This is a genomic window from Neobacillus sp. plas4, assembly GCF_057221695.1.
Genome location: NZ_CM170152.1, coordinates 562,741 through 578,001 on the forward strand (window position 1 = coordinate 562,741; position 15,261 = coordinate 578,001).

Below are 15,261 nucleotides of genomic sequence, written 5' to 3' on the forward strand. Positions count from 1 at the left end.
TAGATGAATAGAAAGGAAGAGTAGGAATGACAAATACACAAATCAAAGAAAATACACAAGCCCAAACGCCATCAATCGATTGGCTTACTGATTTAAATGTGTTTGCCGTTAACAGGGTTCCGGCCCATTCTGATCATGTGTACTACGCAACAATGGAGGAAGCGAAAGAAGCTTCTGCAATGAAAATGCGTCATGATTTAAATGGAAATTGGAAATTTCATTATTCCATTAATCCTGATTCAAGACCTGAGCGTTTTTATGAGCGTGACTTCGAATGCTCGGCTTGGGGGAATATCAAAGTTCCAGGGCATATCCAGTTACAAGGATATGGAACGCCGCAATATGTGAATACCATCTATCCATGGGATGGGCATAGAGATGTAAGCCCGCCGGAAATCCCAAAGGATTTTAACCCAGTTGGCAGCTATGTGAAGTATTTTGAAGTGCCTGAAACTATGGAAAACAAGCCTGTTTATATTTCGTTTCAAGGTGTAGAGTCCGCTTTCTTTATTTGGTTAAATGGAGAATTTGTTGGTTACAGCGAAGACAGCTTTACCCCTGCTGAATTTGATTTAACTCCTTTTTTATCAACAGGAGAGAATAAACTTGCGGTTGAGGTATTCCAGCGAAGTACTGGCAGCTGGCTTGAAGACCAAGACTTTTGGAGATTTTCGGGTATTTTTAGGGACGTATATCTCTATACCGTACCTGAAATTCATGCACAAGATATCCACATTCATACCGATCTTGACTCTTCCTATAAGAACGGGGAGCTTAAAGTAGATCTAACGTTTCTGTCAAACGTTCCCGCAGGATCCAAAATAATAGCAGAGCTTTGTGATGAAAAAGGAAATATTGCAGCGAAAAAAAGCAGCAAACTTACTGGTGAAAAAAGTTCAGTCTCGATGGAAGTGGAGGCTCCTAAACTTTGGAGTGCAGAAAACCCTTATTTGTACAAACTGTATATCCAAATCTATAACGCTTCAGGAGTACTTGTCGAAGTCATTCCCCAAAAGGTTGGGTTTCGAAAGTTTGAGCTTGTTGATAAAATCATGCTGCTTAACGGTAAAAGAATTGTCTTCAAAGGTGTAAACCGTCATGAATTCAACTGCCGTAGTGGCCGTGCGATTACAAAAGAAGACATGCTTTGGGATATTAAAACATTGAAACAAAACAATATCAATGCAGTGCGTACTTCTCATTATCCAAATCAAAGTTATTGGTACGAGTTATGTGATGAATACGGAATCTATGTGATTGATGAGATGAATTTGGAAACACATGGTACATGGCAATGGATGGGCGTGGTTGAGCCTTCACGGAATATTCCCGGCAACAAACCAGAATGGCAGAACATTGTCTTAGACCGGGCCGTTTCCATGGTCCAAAGAGATAAGAACCATCCATCAGTCTTGATCTGGTCATGTGGTAATGAGTCATATGCTGGTGAGGTAATCCTAAATGTTTCCCGTTACTTCAAATCTGTTGACCCAAGCCGTCTTGTGCATTATGAGGGTGTATTCCATAATCGTGACTATAACGAAACTAGTGATATGGAAAGCAGGATGTATGCGAAGCCGGCAGATATTGAGGGATATTTGAATAATAACCCGGAAAAACCTTATATTAGCTGTGAGTATATGCATGCGATGGGGAATTCTCTTGGAGGCATGGACAAATATACGGCACTTGAAAATAAATATCCGATGTATCAAGGTGGATTTATTTGGGATTATATTGATCAATCGCTCGTAAAGAAGGATCGCTATGGTCAAGAGTTTTTTGCATACGGAGGAGATTTTGGGGACCGTCCTTCAGACTATGGATTCTGTACAAATGGGATTGTCTATTCCAATCGAGAACTATCACCAAAAATGCAGGAAGTAAAATATTTATACCAGAATATAAAGCTGAATGTGGATAAATCCGGTGTTGACATTCGTAATGAAAGTTTATTTGAAGATACATCTGCCTATTATTTGGAATACATTCTATTCCTAGAGGGGAAAGAATTGTATCGGAATCAGGACCAGGTGGTGATCCTGCCGCAAAGTGAAGGTCGTGTTGAATTTAATTGGCCGGCAGAATTACTAAATAAAGCTGGTGAATATGTCATCCACACATCATTGAAGCTAAAAGAGGAACAGCTTTGGGCGGATGCTGGTTATGAACTTGCCTTTGGCCAATATGTGTTTGAGGATATCCAAAAAAATGCTCAGGTTCCTAGTGGAAATCTAAGGGTAGCATATGGAACTCAAAACATTGGTGTGCATGGAACTGATTTTTCCATTATGTTTTGTAGAAAGGCCAAAAGTCTGATTTCGATGAAATATGGCGGCAGAGAGATGATTGAAGCACCACTGCTTCCACTATTTTGGAGGGCAACGACCGATAATGACAAAGGATTTTCTCAAGGCTTTACCTCAGGATGCTGGTATGCAGCCAGTCTTGCACGGCAATCTACAGGGTTAGATGTAAAAGAACTAAAAGACAAAGTAGAGGTTACGTTTACCTATAAGTTTTCGATTCATTCAGAAATCGAAGTCAAAAATACTTTTACAGTATTAGCAGATGGAAGTGTGCATGTTAAATCACTCTATCATGGTGCTGATAACCTTCCGCAAATGCCGATTTTTGCACTTTCATTCAAGGTTTCAGCCGATTACGACCAATTAGAATGGTACGCAATGGGACCTGAAGAGAATTATTCAGATCGCGCAGCCGGGGCAAGACTTGGCGTGTTTACCAATAGGGTTGCAGATAATCTATCGGGATACGTAAGACCCCAAGAGTCTGGCAATCGTACTGGAGTACGCTGGGTAAACCTCACAAACAGTGACGGACATGGTATTAAAATATCTTCTACATCTCGTCCAGTTGAATGTAATTTTTCACCATATACTGCATTTGAATTAGAGAATGCAGCACATCCTTACGAACTGCCTAACGTCCACTATACAGTTGTTACGGTAGCGGGCAGACAAATGGGCGTCGGCGGTGATGATAGCTGGGGAGCGCCAGTTTACCCAGAACATCTAGTGAAGGCAAATGAAGACATGGAATTTGAATTCATGATTCGACCAATTAAATAATATTGATAGTAAAGAGCCTGAATGAACCTCAGGCTCTTTACTTGTGTCTATAGAAGCTAAATCAAGTATATTTTTTTATATCAAAATATTATAGATAGAATATTAAAAAACAGAATAATATGCTCACTTTTTCATGGACATTTTAAATTAGTTGAATTTCTTATTTGTCTATAAAATGCTTATTATTATTGAGGTGGTAATATTTATTAAATAAAATGCATTTTTATGCCAAAAATTTGTACTTCTATATTGCCTAATATAATGATATATTAATAGAGTATTACTTATATTGAAAATTATCTAAAAACAAGGGGTGCCTTAAATGAAGAAATTAAGTTTATTTAGTTTGTTTTTAATTCTTACACTCTTTATCGCTGCTTGCGGAAGTAAGGAAACAGCAGGGGAGAATGCAGATAGTGGAAAAGTATATAAAGTCGGAGTAGATACCACTTACCCTCCGTTTGAATTTAAAGAAGGAGACGAGTATAAGGGTATCGATATCGAATTAATTAATGCGATTGCGAAAAACGAAGGGTTTAAAATTGAACTTTCTCCAATGGACTTCGGGGGGATCATTCCAGCTATGCAAGCGGGCCAGCTTGATGTGGCTATTGCAGGAATGAGTATTACCGAGGATAGAAAAAAGATTGTAGATTTCTCATCACCGTATTTTGACGCCGGATTAATTGTTGTTGTTAAAGAGGATAATTCAACGATTAAATCAGTTGATGACCTTAAAGGGAAAAAAGTTGCGGTTAAAAAAGGTACGTCGGGTGCGAAATATGCAGTAGATAATTCTTCAAAACTAGGAATCGAAGTTGTACAATTTAACGATAGTCCTGCGATGTTCCAAGAAGTAGCTAATGGAAATGCAGATGCTCTAATTGAAGATTACCCTGTTATCTCTTATGCTATTGCCCAGAAGGATCTTGGATTAAAACTTGTGGGAGATCGTTTAAACGGAGATCAGTACGGAATTGCTGTACTGAAAGGTGAAAATCAGGATTTGTTGGAGAAAATTAACAATGGGCTTGCTGAGCTTAAAAAAGATGGAACGTATGATAAAATATTAAAAACTTATCTTGGAGAATAAAATACCATTTTAAGGCGTGCTTAAAGCTAGCGCGCCTTCTTTTTGAAAGGGGATGAAAAGGGTGGATATTATTGCAGCTGCTTTGCCAATGTTATTAAAAGGGCTTCAAGTAACACTTTATATCTTTTTGATTGCTATAATAATAGGTTTTTTAATAGGGTTATTGATTGCTTTGCTGCGACTTGCACCTCTTAAGATCTTAAACTGGATTGCAAAGGCTTATGTAGACGCCATTCGAGGAACGCCATTTATTGTGCAATTGTTCTTTATTTATTTCGGTATAAATTCACTTCAGTTTATTTCCTTAAACAGTACGACAGCAGGAATCATTACGGTTGCGATCAATGCAGGGGCCTATTTTGCTGAAATTATAAGAGCGGGAATTCAATCTATTGATAAGGGACAAACGGAAGCGGCAAGATCGATTGGCTTTACTAGTGCGCAAACGATGCGCTTTATTGTGCTCCCGCAGGCTTTTAGAAGAATGCTCCCAACCATAACGAATCAATCAATCATTAGCTTAAAAGATACTTCGCTTTTATCGGTCATTGGTATTGCCGATTTAACACAACAAGGACAAATCCAGGCATCAGCAACATTTGAAGCTTTTAAGATTTGGTTGGTTGTGGGTGTCATTTACTTCCTTGTCATTTACTTGTTAACACTTCTTGCTAATTTCGTAGAGAGGAGGTTTGAACTTCGGTGAGCATGATTACAGTAAAAAACTTAAGAAAATCATTTGGAAGCCTAGAGGTTTTAAAGGATATTAATGCTGAAGTAAAGGAAAAAGAAGTTATTTGTGTCATCGGTCCTTCAGGTTCAGGTAAGAGTACATTCCTTCGCTGTCTCAATCGATTGGAAGAAATTTCGGGTGGTCAGGTAGTCATCAATGGCCATGATATAACGGACAAAAAGGTCGATCTTAACAAAGTAAGACAAGAGGTTGGAATGGTATTTCAACAATTTAATCTGTTCCCTCATAAAACCGTTTTAGAAAACATCACTTTGGGCCCAATTAAAATTCATTCTACAGAGAAAACTGCAGCGGAAAAATTAGCGCTTGAGTTACTAGATAAAGTAGGACTAAGAGAAAAAGCAAATAGCTACCCAGGCGAACTATCTGGGGGACAAAAACAACGGGTTGCGATAGCAAGAGCACTGGCAATGAATCCAAAAATTATGCTTTTTGATGAACCGACCTCTGCACTTGACCCGGAAATGGTTGGGGATGTTTTAGAAGTAATGAAGCAGCTTGCAAAGGAAGGCATGACGATGGTAGTTGTTACACATGAAATGGGATTTGCTCGGGAAGTTGGAGATCGTGTTATTTTCATGGATGGAGGGTATATTGTAGAGGAAAATGAACCAAACCAATTATTCTCTAACCCACAGCATGAGCGAACAAAGGCTTTCTTAAGTAAGGTGCTGTAAATATAGCAGGGTAATTTTAAAGAGGGAACCTTGAAGTGGAAAAACTTTCAAGGTTCTCTTTTTTTTTTAAGAATTATATATTACGAAGGGTGTCAAGACCTCATTTAAGAAATATATCATGACAATATTGACAAAATTCTGAAAATAACTCTATAATTAGGAAAACGTTTTACGAAAACGTTTTCTTAAATCTGAAAATGGGGTTTTTCTATGGCGATCACGATAAAGGACATTGCCAGGAAGGCGAATGTTTCTATTACCACAGTCTCTCGTGTGATTAATCAAAAGAGTGAGGGAATTGGGGAGTCCACCCGGAAAAAGGTTCTAGAAATTATTGAAGAGCTTGAGTATCGGCCCAATTCGATTGCTAGAAGTATGATTACGAAACAAACGAAGACCATCGGACTCATTATTCCGGATATTCGAAACCCTTTCTTCCCCGAGCTTGTTAGGGGGGTGGAGGATTTTGCCAACTTGCATGCCTATAATGTCTTTTTGTGTAATACCGATGGGGACCCAAAACGAGAGTTAGAGTATGTAAGTTTATTGAAGGAAAAAAATGTCGATGGCATCATTTTTACCTATTCTTGTGCCGAAAATATCCTACGACTAGAAGAAATCATGATAGACCAGAACATTTCATTAGTACTGCTTGACCGTGGCGTTGAAGACCAGAAGTTTAGCAGTGTTTCAATTCATAACGAAAATGCTGGCTATCTTGCGACAAAACATTTACTGGATATTTCTCATACCAAAATTGGATGTATAACGGGGCCAGCGCAATTTCCAAACTCGAAGGCGCGGTTGAATGGATATAAGAGGGCTCTCAAAGAAGCGGCTATTCCATTTAATCAAGACCTGATACTAGCTGCAGATTACCAAATGGATGGCGGGTACCTGGCAGCCAAAACATTATTGGCGGAAAAAGACATTACCGCTATTTTTGCTTTTAACGATTTAATGGCCTTTGGTGTCTACCAGGCGGCAGAAGAGAAAGGGCTCACCATCCCAAATGACCTTTCAGTAGTAGGCTTTGACAATATTAAATATAACCAGTTATTACATCCAAAGTTAACAACCATTGAACAGTCCGTTTACGAAATGGGTGAAATCTCAGCCAAAATCTTATTGGAACAAATCACTCAAGGAGGTGATGTCAAAAACAAAACGTTGTATCTTGAACCAACACTAATTTTGCGAGAAAGTACCAAAAAACTTGAAAACTAGAAAAAGGAGAACCGACATGTCCAAACCCATTATTATTGATTGCGATCCTGGAATTGATGATGCACTTGCGATCCTCCTAGCCATCTCATCTGATGAACTGGATTTAAAACTCATTACCACTTGTGCAGGTAATCAAACGAGTGAAAAGATCACGACAAACGCCTTAAAGCTGGTCAGTTTTGTTGGTGAGGAAATTGAAGTGGCGAGGGGGGCGTTAGGACCGTTAATTCATGAATTGGTACTTGCGGATATTGCCCATGGGGAGTCAGGTTTTGGAGGAGTGGAGTTAGGCGCACCGCATTATTCCGTTAGTAGCCGCTCCGCACTGGAAGCGATGAAAGATACGATTCTCCATTCAACGGAAAAAGTGACCATTGTTGCTATTGGACCGCTTACCAATATAGCTTTATTGATTAAGTCATATCCGGAGGTCATGGGTAATATTGACCAGCTGTCGATTATGGGCGGGGCATGTGATGGCGGGAATCGTACTCCAGTAGCAGAATTCAATATTTATGTAGACCCGGATGCAGCAAAAATTGTTTTTGACTCAGGAATTCCGATTACGATGTTTGGCTTAGATGTGACCAATAAAATTCCAATGTATAAAGAAGATATTGATCGAATTCGCTATATTGGCAATAAAACAGGTCAAGCAGTTGCCAGCATGCTGGATTTTTATTTTCGTGATGGGCGTGCCGATGCCATGCATGACCCATGCGCCGTGGCTAATCTGATTGATCCTTCCCTATTTACCTTTTCCCCTTGCAATGTCGAAATTGAGACAAAGGGTGAGTTCACAAGAGGGCAAACCGTAGTCGACAAGAAAGGGAGGACAGGTAAGCCAAAGAATGCAAATGTAGCATTTGATGTGGACCGCGAAAGAATCCTTGATTTAATCTACAATGCGATTGAAAAATTGAAATAATCCATTCTAGTAATGCAGCTAAACCGATTCTATGTTCAATGTGGTTGAAAATTGAAATTGTCTGTACTAGTTTAACAGATTTACCAATCAACTTAATCCTATGTTTTTACTAAAAATACTTTATCCAGGGGGAATTTAACTTATGAAAAAAGGTCTGAAGTATGATTTCACACTGATTGCCATTTTGCTGATTCCAATTGGGGTGGCGATTAATGTCGTCATTTCACAGCTTGTGCAAGTATTGCGTATCCCATTATATTTAGATGCCATAGGCACGATGTTAGTTGCGATGATTGCCGGCCCGTGGGTTGGGATGGTTACCGGTGGTCTTACGAACGTCATAAAATCCATATTTGCGCCAACTGAATTGCCTTTTGCGATTGTATCGATGGTAATTGGATTGACAGTTGGTTATTTTTCTATCAAAAAAATGTTTACGAGTGTTGGAAAAACTATCATTGCCGGTGTCATTTTAACCTTTATTGTCATTATTGTTAGTACACCGATTAGCGTTATCCTGTTTGGCGGTTCAACTGGAGACTCCTCTTCTGCGGTTAGAGCAATCTTCCTGGCTTCTGGACAAGGAATTTGGCAATCAGTATTTTCCTCCAATCTTCTAGTTGAGAGCGTTGATAAAATTTTATCACTACTAGTTACGTATACGATTGTGAAAAAGATGTCTGACCGCTATTTGTCTAAGCATAATTACGGCTCCAACTTTTTAGATTCCTAGTTTATGATAATGAGAGGGTTTGCCATGAGGGAAAAATCCACCAATTTGCTTCTTAATCTTTATCCAACAACAAAATTTTTGATTTCGCTATTTATTATTATTTCTGTTTTTATTGTAAAAGGGTATTTGTATGGCTATTTAATGGTGCCTCTTTGCCTGCTGCTTGCCCTGTATGCGAGGGCTTTTAAAGAATTACTAAGCTTATTGATTAAGACTCTTCTAGTTTTGAGTACGTTTATATTTTTAATTCAGAGTTTCTTCTATCCGGGTGATACCATCCTATGGAGTTGGGGTTTCCTTTCGCTGAGGCAGGAAGGGATTGATTTCAGTTTACTACTGACATCTAGAATTGCTGCCATCGGGTCATCCTTACTGTTATTTTTCCGCATCACGTCTGTAAAGGATATTGTCTATTCGTTAGAACAGCTTGGTCTTCCATCAAAAGTAACCTACGTCGTCTTATCGACACTGACGATCATCCCTGAAATGAAGAAACTATCGATGACGATTATGGATGCCCAAAAAACGCGCGGGGTTGAAACAGAGGGCAATTTACGGGTACGGGCTAAAGCCTTTTTGCCTACGTTGACCCCACTTATTTTAACATCGGTCGCCAGTACCGAAGAACGGGCGATCACCTTAGAGGCACGGGCTTTCACAGCACCCGTCAAAAAAACAAGCCTCTACAGGATTGAAAAAACCACAAAGGACACTGTTGTAAGAATTCTATTACTCTTATTACTCATTGTCATCATTGTCTGGAGGGTTGCTTTATGAGTTTTATTCAACTAAGGAATGTATCCTACAAGTACCCGATTGGAAAACGCGATGTGTTAAAGGACATCAATGTAAATGTTGAAAAGGGCGGTTTTTACGCCTTAATTGGTGCCAATGGCAGCGGTAAAACGACTTTTTGCAACGTTTTACGCGGTTTTGTTCCTCATTTTTATAAAGGTGATTTACGCGGCGATGTGCTGATCGATGGGAAGGATATTCGTGAGTGGGATATGGGTGAGCTCGCCCAGAAAATAGGTTTTGTTTTTCAAAATCCCTTTACGCAGATCAGTGGAGTAAAGGACACCGTTTTTGAGGAGATTGCCTTTGGGTTGGAGAATTTAGGAGTAGCCGTGGAAGTGATTACCCAGAAGGTCGAGGAAGTAATCGGCCTTCTAGGGATTGAATATTTACGGGATAAAAATCCTCAGGAGCTCTCTGGCGGGCAAAAGCAACGGGTTGCCCTAGCGTCGATCATCGTCATGGAGCCAGAAATTTTAGTCATTGACGAACCAACTTCGCAGCTGGACCCTCAGGGAACGGAAGAAATTTTTAAAATAATAGAACTGATGAAGCATAAAGGAAAAACGATTATTTTAGCTGAGCACAAAATCGAATTAATCGCGGAAAAAGCGGATAAGATTCTTGTTTTTCAAGATGGTGAAGTGGTCATGCAAGGAACGACCGAAGAGATTCTTACGGATCAACGCGTGCAAGAATACGGTGCAGCACTGCCGCAATATGCATTATTGGGTCTTGAAATGAAAAAGCAGAATTGGGAAGTGGATCGGATTCCACTGACGGAACAGCAGGCGATTACTACGGTAAAAAGATTAGTGGCAGCGAAGGGGGGACAAATATGTCATTCTTAACGCTGAATGATGTAAGCTTTCGTTACCCTAATGGATATAAAGCAGTGGAAAATGTGAGTATGTCGTTTGGTAAAGGCGAAGCTGTTGCAATTGTAGGGCAAAATGGGGCTGGAAAAACCACAACCGTTAAATTAATGAATGGATTATTAAAGCCGGAATCTGGAAATGTCATCATTGATGGCTGGAATTCAAAAGACTATACGACCGCGCAAATTTCGCGGAAAGTTGGGTATGTGTTTCAGAATCCGGACGATCAGATCTTTCACAGTGATGTGTATAGTGAAATTGAGTTTGCACCAAAGAGGATGGGGTTATCACCTGAAAAGATCAAAGAAAATGTGATGAAGGCGGCTGAACTTGCGGGGGTTGTCCCCTACTTAAAGGAACATCCCTACAATTTGCCGTTTTCGATGCGGAAATTTGTGACCATCGCCTCCGTGCTAGCTATGGAGTCGAGTGTAATTATTCTGGATGAACCGACAGCTGGTCAGGATTTACTAGGGTTGGACAGATTAGGGTTGATGATTCGCACGTTAATGGCCGAAGGGAAAACTGTGATTACAATTACCCATGATATGGAATTCGTTGTAAATCATTTTGAACGAGTTATTGTCATGGCTAATCGCAGGAAGATTTCAGAAGGGAATAAGCGGGACATCTTTTGGAATTTTGATGTGTTAGAAGAAAGCATGCTCAAGCAGCCGCATATTAGCCGTGTCAGCCGATCACTGCAATTAGAAGAGAAGGTCTTGTCAATCGATGAGATAATGAATCATTTACGATATGTGAATAATTGGTAGAATAAAGCTTGAGGTGGGATCATTGAAGAAAATACTTGTCATTGGGAGCTTGAATATGGATTTAGTTGCCCATGTTCCACATCTCCCACATCCTGGAGAAACAATTAGCAGTACAAAATTTCAACAAAATCCTGGCGGGAAAGGGGCAAATCAAGCTGTTGCTGCTGCGAAACTAGGAGGAAATGTCGCCATGATTGGACGAGTTGGAGCTGATGATCATGGTAAGGTGCTATTAAATAATTTGAAGCAAGCCGGTGTCGATGTTACTGAAATACAGCAAGAAGGCACGACAGGAATGGCTTTTATTAATGTAAGCCAAGACGGAGAAAATCATATTGTCTTAGTCCCTGGAGCGAATCATCAGGTAAGTTGTGCGGATATCGACGATTGCATTCAATTGATTCAAGAGAGTGATTTTATCATCATGCAGCTGGAAATTCCACTTGATGTAGTTGAATACGTCTTGAATATTGCGGCTGAACATCAAAATGAAGTAATTTTAAATCCGGCACCCGGTCGGCAGTTACCTGCAAAAATGCTTCGAATGGTGCATACCTTAATACCGAATGAAACAGAACTGCAGCAGCTGACAGGTATGTCCACGGCTACAATCGAAGAAATTGTTGAAGCTGCTCTTTTCCTAAAATCGTTAGGCTTAGCTAGAATCATCGTTACCATGGGGGACAAGGGTTCCTATTTACTTAACGACGACCTTCAAGTCCATATACCGGCAGTGGAAGTGATTCCGGTTGACACAACAGCAGCAGGAGATTCGTATATTGCCGCCTTTGCCGTCGGGTTAACAAAGGGAATGAGCGACTTGGAGTCAGCAGAGTTTGCTACAAAAGTCTCAGCCATCGTCACCACAAGGGAAGGTGCCCAGCCATCATTGCCAACACTAGCAGAAATTGTATAAGGGAAGAAGGGGGACGGTTCTTGTTCTTCCTTTTGGAGCAGAGTCTGTCACACCCAGCGAAAGTGTTACCAGAGCCAAGCATCACGCTTGGCTCTGTGGCACCTAGTCTAGTCTCTCCTAGGCAGGATTCAAAGTGAATCCTGCCTTTTCAATATATTGAAAAGGATATTTAGCAAAAATTCTAAACATTTATTACGTAATATTCAAAAAGAAGCAAAATTATGTATATTCTTTTTTACTATAGCTTTTAGGAGGGCAACAGGATGGGTTTCTTTGATATCACCCATATGGACGATTTTAGCCGCGTTGGTAACGAAAAATGTTATTATTTCAATATTTTTAGGAACTTTTCCGGTAAGGTGAAAAAATTTGGGGAAGTTTTCGATATTTATTTATTAGGAATGCAAAGAATGATAACCGTTGCAGCTATTCTTGTACTAGTTTGATCATTTGGAAGGGGAATGAATTCTGTAGAGGAATTGGCCTCCGCGAGTACCAAATAGGATTTATTTACCTATATATGTTAATATTAAACTGAGACCTTTTTTGGATAAAGGGCATTTCTTCCTTTTTATTGGGAATGCCGTAATGCCAATATTTCAGCAGGTCTTATTTTTTTATAAGGAGGAATTTAAAAATGAAAAGGTTTTCAAAAATTTATAAAAGGTTTAATCCAAGTCTGGGGGTTATCTACTATGAACCATAGTATACAGCAAAATAAGGAAGACTTTGTACAACAATTGGTTTATATAGATGAAAATATCAAGGAACTAACGAATCTTTATATTTCATCAACAGCGGTGCAGGAACGAATAAAGCACTTTTTCAATTTATACACGCTAGAGGTAGAGGACCTGCTAGAAAAGAATAAAAGAAATAGGACGATTTCTTCTTTTTCAAAGGTGTATATTGGAACGAAGGTCACTGTATGGTATGAAGAAGATAATGAAGCTGAGGATTATATCATTTGTTTACCGGAACAATCCGACCCTGATTCCGGGTTTATTTCTTTTTTATCTCCTGTAGGCAAGCAGCTTTTGCTTAGGGGGATTGGAGAAAAGCTGGCGCTAAAAATTCCAACTGGGGAGCTTTCCGTGATGATTAAGGAAATTACCTATGTTGGAACCAATTTAACTAGCCAGCAGCACACAAAAGAAGCATGAAAAACCTCTGTATGAGATTGAATGAATATGGGACGCTTCGTCGTTTGCCACTTCGTGATAAAATTGAAAAAAGGCTCGCCAAATGATCATGGCGAGTCTTTTTCATGTTTGACTATGTCATTCTGCTGCCTCGGCTTCGGCTTTCGTTTTATGAACGGTTCCATGAGGATGCTCTGGCGGGGCATATATGGAATAAAGCCTCAGTGGAATATTCCCGGTATTGGTCACATTATGCCATGTTCCGGCTGGTACCATGATTGAAAAATTGTCAGAAACGTTTTTTTCAAAGTTTAATTGATTTTTATCTTTCCCCATTTGGACTCGTCCTTGACCTTGTTCAATACGTAAGAATTGGTCAACATCAGGGTGTATCTCTAAACCGATATCTCCTCCAACATCGATACTCATCAACGTAACTTGTAAATGCTGCCCAGTCCATAAAGCAGTGCGAAACGTATTGTTTTGTGTTGTTGCTGTTTCGATATTAACGACGTACGGTTCTGGTCCGTGGTCTTTTGACACACGATTTTCCCTGCTGTTAAACGATTGTATATCGCTCAATCGTTTCGCATGTTCTAATTCATCCGTGGAAGCACGCAAAAACACATCCTGAACAGGTGGATTTTGGGATAGCAAAAAGCCCTTTTGATATTCTTCATAATCTGCTAATTTGGCTTCGTAAGCCTTTCGCACCCCTTCTTGAAAATTATGAATAGGAATTTTTTCAGTTTGGTACACCGGATGCATTCCTGTTGCCATGTAATAAAGATTGCTTAATTGTTGAAAGTGTGCTTTTTCATCTTCTAAAACCTGAAGAATTTCATTCTTCTGCTTATGATCCGGTGCCATTTTGGCTAAAGTGCTGTAAAATTCAATGGCGGATACTTCTTTTTCTATTCTAGCCAGGATTGTTTTATATAGCTTTTGGGGGTTCCCTTGATTTCGCATAAAGTTTGAGTTATCTATTGGTGTGTTGATATAGTATGGATATTGGTACCATAAAGGATTATGATACATTCTCATCATTCCTTCCCTTCACAATAATTCAAAGTTATCATATGCCTCATGTGGGGCGGGGTGCTTCAACTTATCTGAAACATGATGATAAAAAATAAATCATTTAAGTTGTGTGACTAAAAATGCTAGAATAAATTTAAGAGTTATCATAGGTGAATGGGCGCTCGATTTGACAAAATAAACTATATTAAGAATAGAACAGGAGCAAGTAAAATGTTAAGAGTTGTTGCGAAAGGTAAACTGAAACCAGATGTTCAGAAGGAAGAGTATATAAAGATTGCGAGAGAGCTTGTAACGGAAACCAATAAAGAAGAAGGCTGTATCTCTTACGTTCTTCATGAGGATATCAATGATCCAACCATCGTTACTATGATTGAAGAATGGGTAGATGAAGAAGCACTTGATCTACATAATAGAAGCGAACATGTAAGGACAATTGTTCCAGAACTAAGAAAACTTAGAGAAAGTACAGAAATCAATCTTTATCGAGAAATTAAGTAAATGGCGAATACTATGTGATAAGCCGAGGTGTCAGCGGCTTATTGCATAGTATTTTTTGTTGTGGCATACTGAATAATGCTTATGTAAATGGCATGGTTATAGGAGGTTTAACTATGGATAATAATGATATAGTGATTCGAGTAAGATATGCGCTGGATATTAAGGATACCGATATGGTTGAGATATTTGAACTTGGCGGTGTGGAAGTCACAAAGGAAGAGATACAAAAAATACTTACAAAATCACCTGACAGTTATGAGGAAGAACTATATTCCGACCAAATAAAAGTGAATAACGTGATGTTGGACTCTTTTTTTAATGGCTTTATCGTTTTTAAAAGAGGAAAGCAAGATCCAAAACCTGGGCAGCCTGATACACCCGCAGCGCCTGTAAAGAAAAGTGGAAATATGAATAATACATTATTAAAAAAGCTGAAAATTGCACTGCAATTAACCAGTGAGGAAATGCTCGATATATTTGAAAAGGCCGGACTCACGATTACAAAAGGAGAATTAAGTGCCTTTTTAAGAAAAGAAGGCCATAAAAATTACAAAGAGTGTTTAGATAAATACGCTCGAAACTTTTTAAAAGGGCTGGCAATACACTATAGAGGATGAATCAAAAGGCGCTATTTCCATTAGCGCTTTTTATTATGTTTGCAATAGGGGGATTTGTATCATTCTAAAAAAAATACAATAGAGCTAAATATCGTAC

The 15,261-nt window shown here is 39.2% G+C and carries 16 protein-coding genes; 15 read left to right on the plus strand and 1 reads right to left on the minus strand.

Annotated features, from left to right (window positions below; all coding sequences use genetic code 11):
* The first annotated feature begins 26 nt into the window (after positions 1 to 26).
* The 13 genes from lacZ to AC2TFD_RS02805 all read left to right on the plus strand — a co-directional run bounded on the left by lacZ (position 27) and on the right by AC2TFD_RS02805 (position 13,029).
* Positions 27 to 3,092, plus strand: coding sequence for a beta-galactosidase, LacZ type (lacZ, locus tag AC2TFD_RS02745; RefSeq protein WP_484674928.1), 3,066 nt, complete (start codon positions 27 to 29; stop codon positions 3,090 to 3,092).
* Between the two features lie 322 nt (positions 3,093 to 3,414).
* Positions 3,415 to 4,185: a transporter substrate-binding domain-containing protein gene (locus AC2TFD_RS02750; protein ID WP_335518307.1), complete on the plus strand. Its 771-nt coding sequence runs from the start codon at positions 3,415 to 3,417 to the stop codon at positions 4,183 to 4,185.
* 61 nt (positions 4,186 to 4,246) lie between these two features.
* Positions 4,247 to 4,891 carry an amino acid ABC transporter permease gene (locus AC2TFD_RS02755; RefSeq protein ID WP_335518303.1) on the plus strand — a complete coding sequence of 215 codons (645 nt, stop codon included), beginning with the start codon at positions 4,247 to 4,249 and terminating at the stop codon, positions 4,889 to 4,891.
* Complete coding sequence (locus AC2TFD_RS02760; RefSeq protein ID WP_484674929.1) at positions 4,888 to 5,616, plus strand: amino acid ABC transporter ATP-binding protein; 729 nt, start codon at positions 4,888 to 4,890, stop codon at positions 5,614 to 5,616. The genes AC2TFD_RS02755 and AC2TFD_RS02760 overlap by 4 nt, the downstream gene beginning before the upstream one ends.
* Positions 5,617 to 5,826: 210 nt before the next feature.
* Positions 5,827 to 6,843 carry a LacI family DNA-binding transcriptional regulator gene (locus AC2TFD_RS02765; protein ID WP_484674930.1) on the plus strand — a complete coding sequence of 339 codons (1,017 nt, stop codon included), beginning with the start codon at positions 5,827 to 5,829 and terminating at the stop codon, positions 6,841 to 6,843.
* 16 nt (positions 6,844 to 6,859) lie between these two features.
* Positions 6,860 to 7,771: a nucleoside hydrolase gene (locus AC2TFD_RS02770; protein WP_335518294.1), complete on the plus strand. Its 912-nt coding sequence runs from the start codon at positions 6,860 to 6,862 to the stop codon at positions 7,769 to 7,771.
* A gap of 142 nt (positions 7,772 to 7,913) precedes the next feature.
* The gene (locus tag AC2TFD_RS02775; RefSeq protein WP_335518291.1) at positions 7,914 to 8,504 is read left to right on the plus strand and encodes an ECF transporter S component; all 591 of its coding nucleotides are present in this window, start codon (positions 7,914 to 7,916) and stop codon (positions 8,502 to 8,504) included.
* A 24-nt stretch (positions 8,505 to 8,528) separates the two neighbouring features.
* Positions 8,529 to 9,281, plus strand: coding sequence for an energy-coupling factor transporter transmembrane component T (locus tag AC2TFD_RS02780; protein ID WP_335518288.1), 753 nt, complete (start codon positions 8,529 to 8,531; stop codon positions 9,279 to 9,281).
* The gene (locus AC2TFD_RS02785) at positions 9,278 to 10,150 is read left to right on the plus strand and encodes an energy-coupling factor ABC transporter ATP-binding protein (protein WP_484674931.1); all 873 of its coding nucleotides are present in this window, start codon (positions 9,278 to 9,280) and stop codon (positions 10,148 to 10,150) included. The genes AC2TFD_RS02780 and AC2TFD_RS02785 overlap by 4 nt, the downstream gene beginning before the upstream one ends.
* Positions 10,138 to 10,950: an energy-coupling factor ABC transporter ATP-binding protein gene (locus AC2TFD_RS02790; RefSeq protein WP_335518281.1), complete on the plus strand. Its 813-nt coding sequence runs from the start codon at positions 10,138 to 10,140 to the stop codon at positions 10,948 to 10,950. Before AC2TFD_RS02785 ends, AC2TFD_RS02790 begins: the two co-directional genes overlap by 13 nt.
* A 22-nt stretch (positions 10,951 to 10,972) precedes the next feature.
* Positions 10,973 to 11,866 carry a ribokinase gene (rbsK, locus tag AC2TFD_RS02795; protein ID WP_335518278.1) on the plus strand — a complete coding sequence of 298 codons (894 nt, stop codon included), beginning with the start codon at positions 10,973 to 10,975 and terminating at the stop codon, positions 11,864 to 11,866.
* Positions 11,867 to 12,129: 263 nt separating this feature from the next.
* Positions 12,130 to 12,312 carry a hypothetical protein gene (locus AC2TFD_RS02800; RefSeq protein ID WP_484674932.1) on the plus strand — a complete coding sequence of 61 codons (183 nt, stop codon included), beginning with the start codon at positions 12,130 to 12,132 and terminating at the stop codon, positions 12,310 to 12,312.
* Between the two features lie 249 nt (positions 12,313 to 12,561).
* A complete protein-coding gene (locus AC2TFD_RS02805; protein ID WP_335567342.1) occupies positions 12,562 to 13,029 on the plus strand; it encodes a GreA/GreB family elongation factor in 468 nt (155 codons plus the stop codon).
* Between the two features lie 117 nt (positions 13,030 to 13,146).
* Here AC2TFD_RS02805 and AC2TFD_RS02810 read toward each other — a convergent pair whose 3' ends face one another.
* Positions 13,147 to 14,055: a cupin domain-containing protein gene (locus AC2TFD_RS02810; RefSeq protein ID WP_484674933.1), complete on the minus strand. Its 909-nt coding sequence runs from the start codon at positions 14,053 to 14,055 to the stop codon at positions 13,147 to 13,149.
* Positions 14,056 to 14,259: 204 nt separating this feature from the next.
* Here AC2TFD_RS02810 and AC2TFD_RS02815 point away from each other — a divergent pair, with 204 nt between their 5' ends.
* Both AC2TFD_RS02815 and AC2TFD_RS02820 read left to right on the plus strand, forming a co-directional pair.
* Complete coding sequence (locus AC2TFD_RS02815) at positions 14,260 to 14,547, plus strand: putative quinol monooxygenase (protein ID WP_484674934.1); 288 nt, start codon at positions 14,260 to 14,262, stop codon at positions 14,545 to 14,547.
* 113 nt (positions 14,548 to 14,660) lie between these two features.
* A complete protein-coding gene (locus AC2TFD_RS02820; protein ID WP_335516011.1) occupies positions 14,661 to 15,164 on the plus strand; it encodes a YehS family protein in 504 nt (167 codons plus the stop codon).
* The last annotated feature ends 97 nt before the right edge of the window (positions 15,165 to 15,261 follow it).

Bases quoted from the DNA above. Each gene is read 5' to 3' on its own strand.
- AC2TFD_RS02820 (WP_335516011.1), top strand. From the start codon at position 14,661: ATGGATAATAATGATATAGTGATTCGAGTAAGATATGCGCTGGATATT.
- AC2TFD_RS02750 (WP_335518307.1), top strand. From the start codon at position 3,415: ATGAAGAAATTAAGTTTATTTAGTTTGTTTTTAATTCTTACACTCTTT.
- AC2TFD_RS02785 (WP_484674931.1), top strand. From the start codon at position 9,278: ATGAGTTTTATTCAACTAAGGAATGTATCCTACAAGTACCCGATTGGA.
- AC2TFD_RS02775 (WP_335518291.1), top strand. From the start codon at position 7,914: ATGAAAAAAGGTCTGAAGTATGATTTCACACTGATTGCCATTTTGCTG.
- AC2TFD_RS02790 (WP_335518281.1), top strand. From the start codon at position 10,138: ATGTCATTCTTAACGCTGAATGATGTAAGCTTTCGTTACCCTAATGGA.
- AC2TFD_RS02770 (WP_335518294.1), top strand. From the start codon at position 6,860: ATGTCCAAACCCATTATTATTGATTGCGATCCTGGAATTGATGATGCA.
- AC2TFD_RS02780 (WP_335518288.1), top strand. From the start codon at position 8,529: ATGAGGGAAAAATCCACCAATTTGCTTCTTAATCTTTATCCAACAACA.
- AC2TFD_RS02800 (WP_484674932.1), top strand. From the start codon at position 12,130: ATGGGTTTCTTTGATATCACCCATATGGACGATTTTAGCCGCGTTGGT.
- AC2TFD_RS02765 (WP_484674930.1), top strand. From the start codon at position 5,827: ATGGCGATCACGATAAAGGACATTGCCAGGAAGGCGAATGTTTCTATT.
- AC2TFD_RS02810 (WP_484674933.1), bottom strand. From the start codon at position 14,055: ATGATGAGAATGTATCATAATCCTTTATGGTACCAATATCCATACTAT.
- AC2TFD_RS02805 (WP_335567342.1), top strand. From the start codon at position 12,562: ATGAACCATAGTATACAGCAAAATAAGGAAGACTTTGTACAACAATTG.
- AC2TFD_RS02815 (WP_484674934.1), top strand. From the start codon at position 14,260: ATGTTAAGAGTTGTTGCGAAAGGTAAACTGAAACCAGATGTTCAGAAG.
- lacZ (WP_484674928.1), top strand. From the start codon at position 27: ATGACAAATACACAAATCAAAGAAAATACACAAGCCCAAACGCCATCA.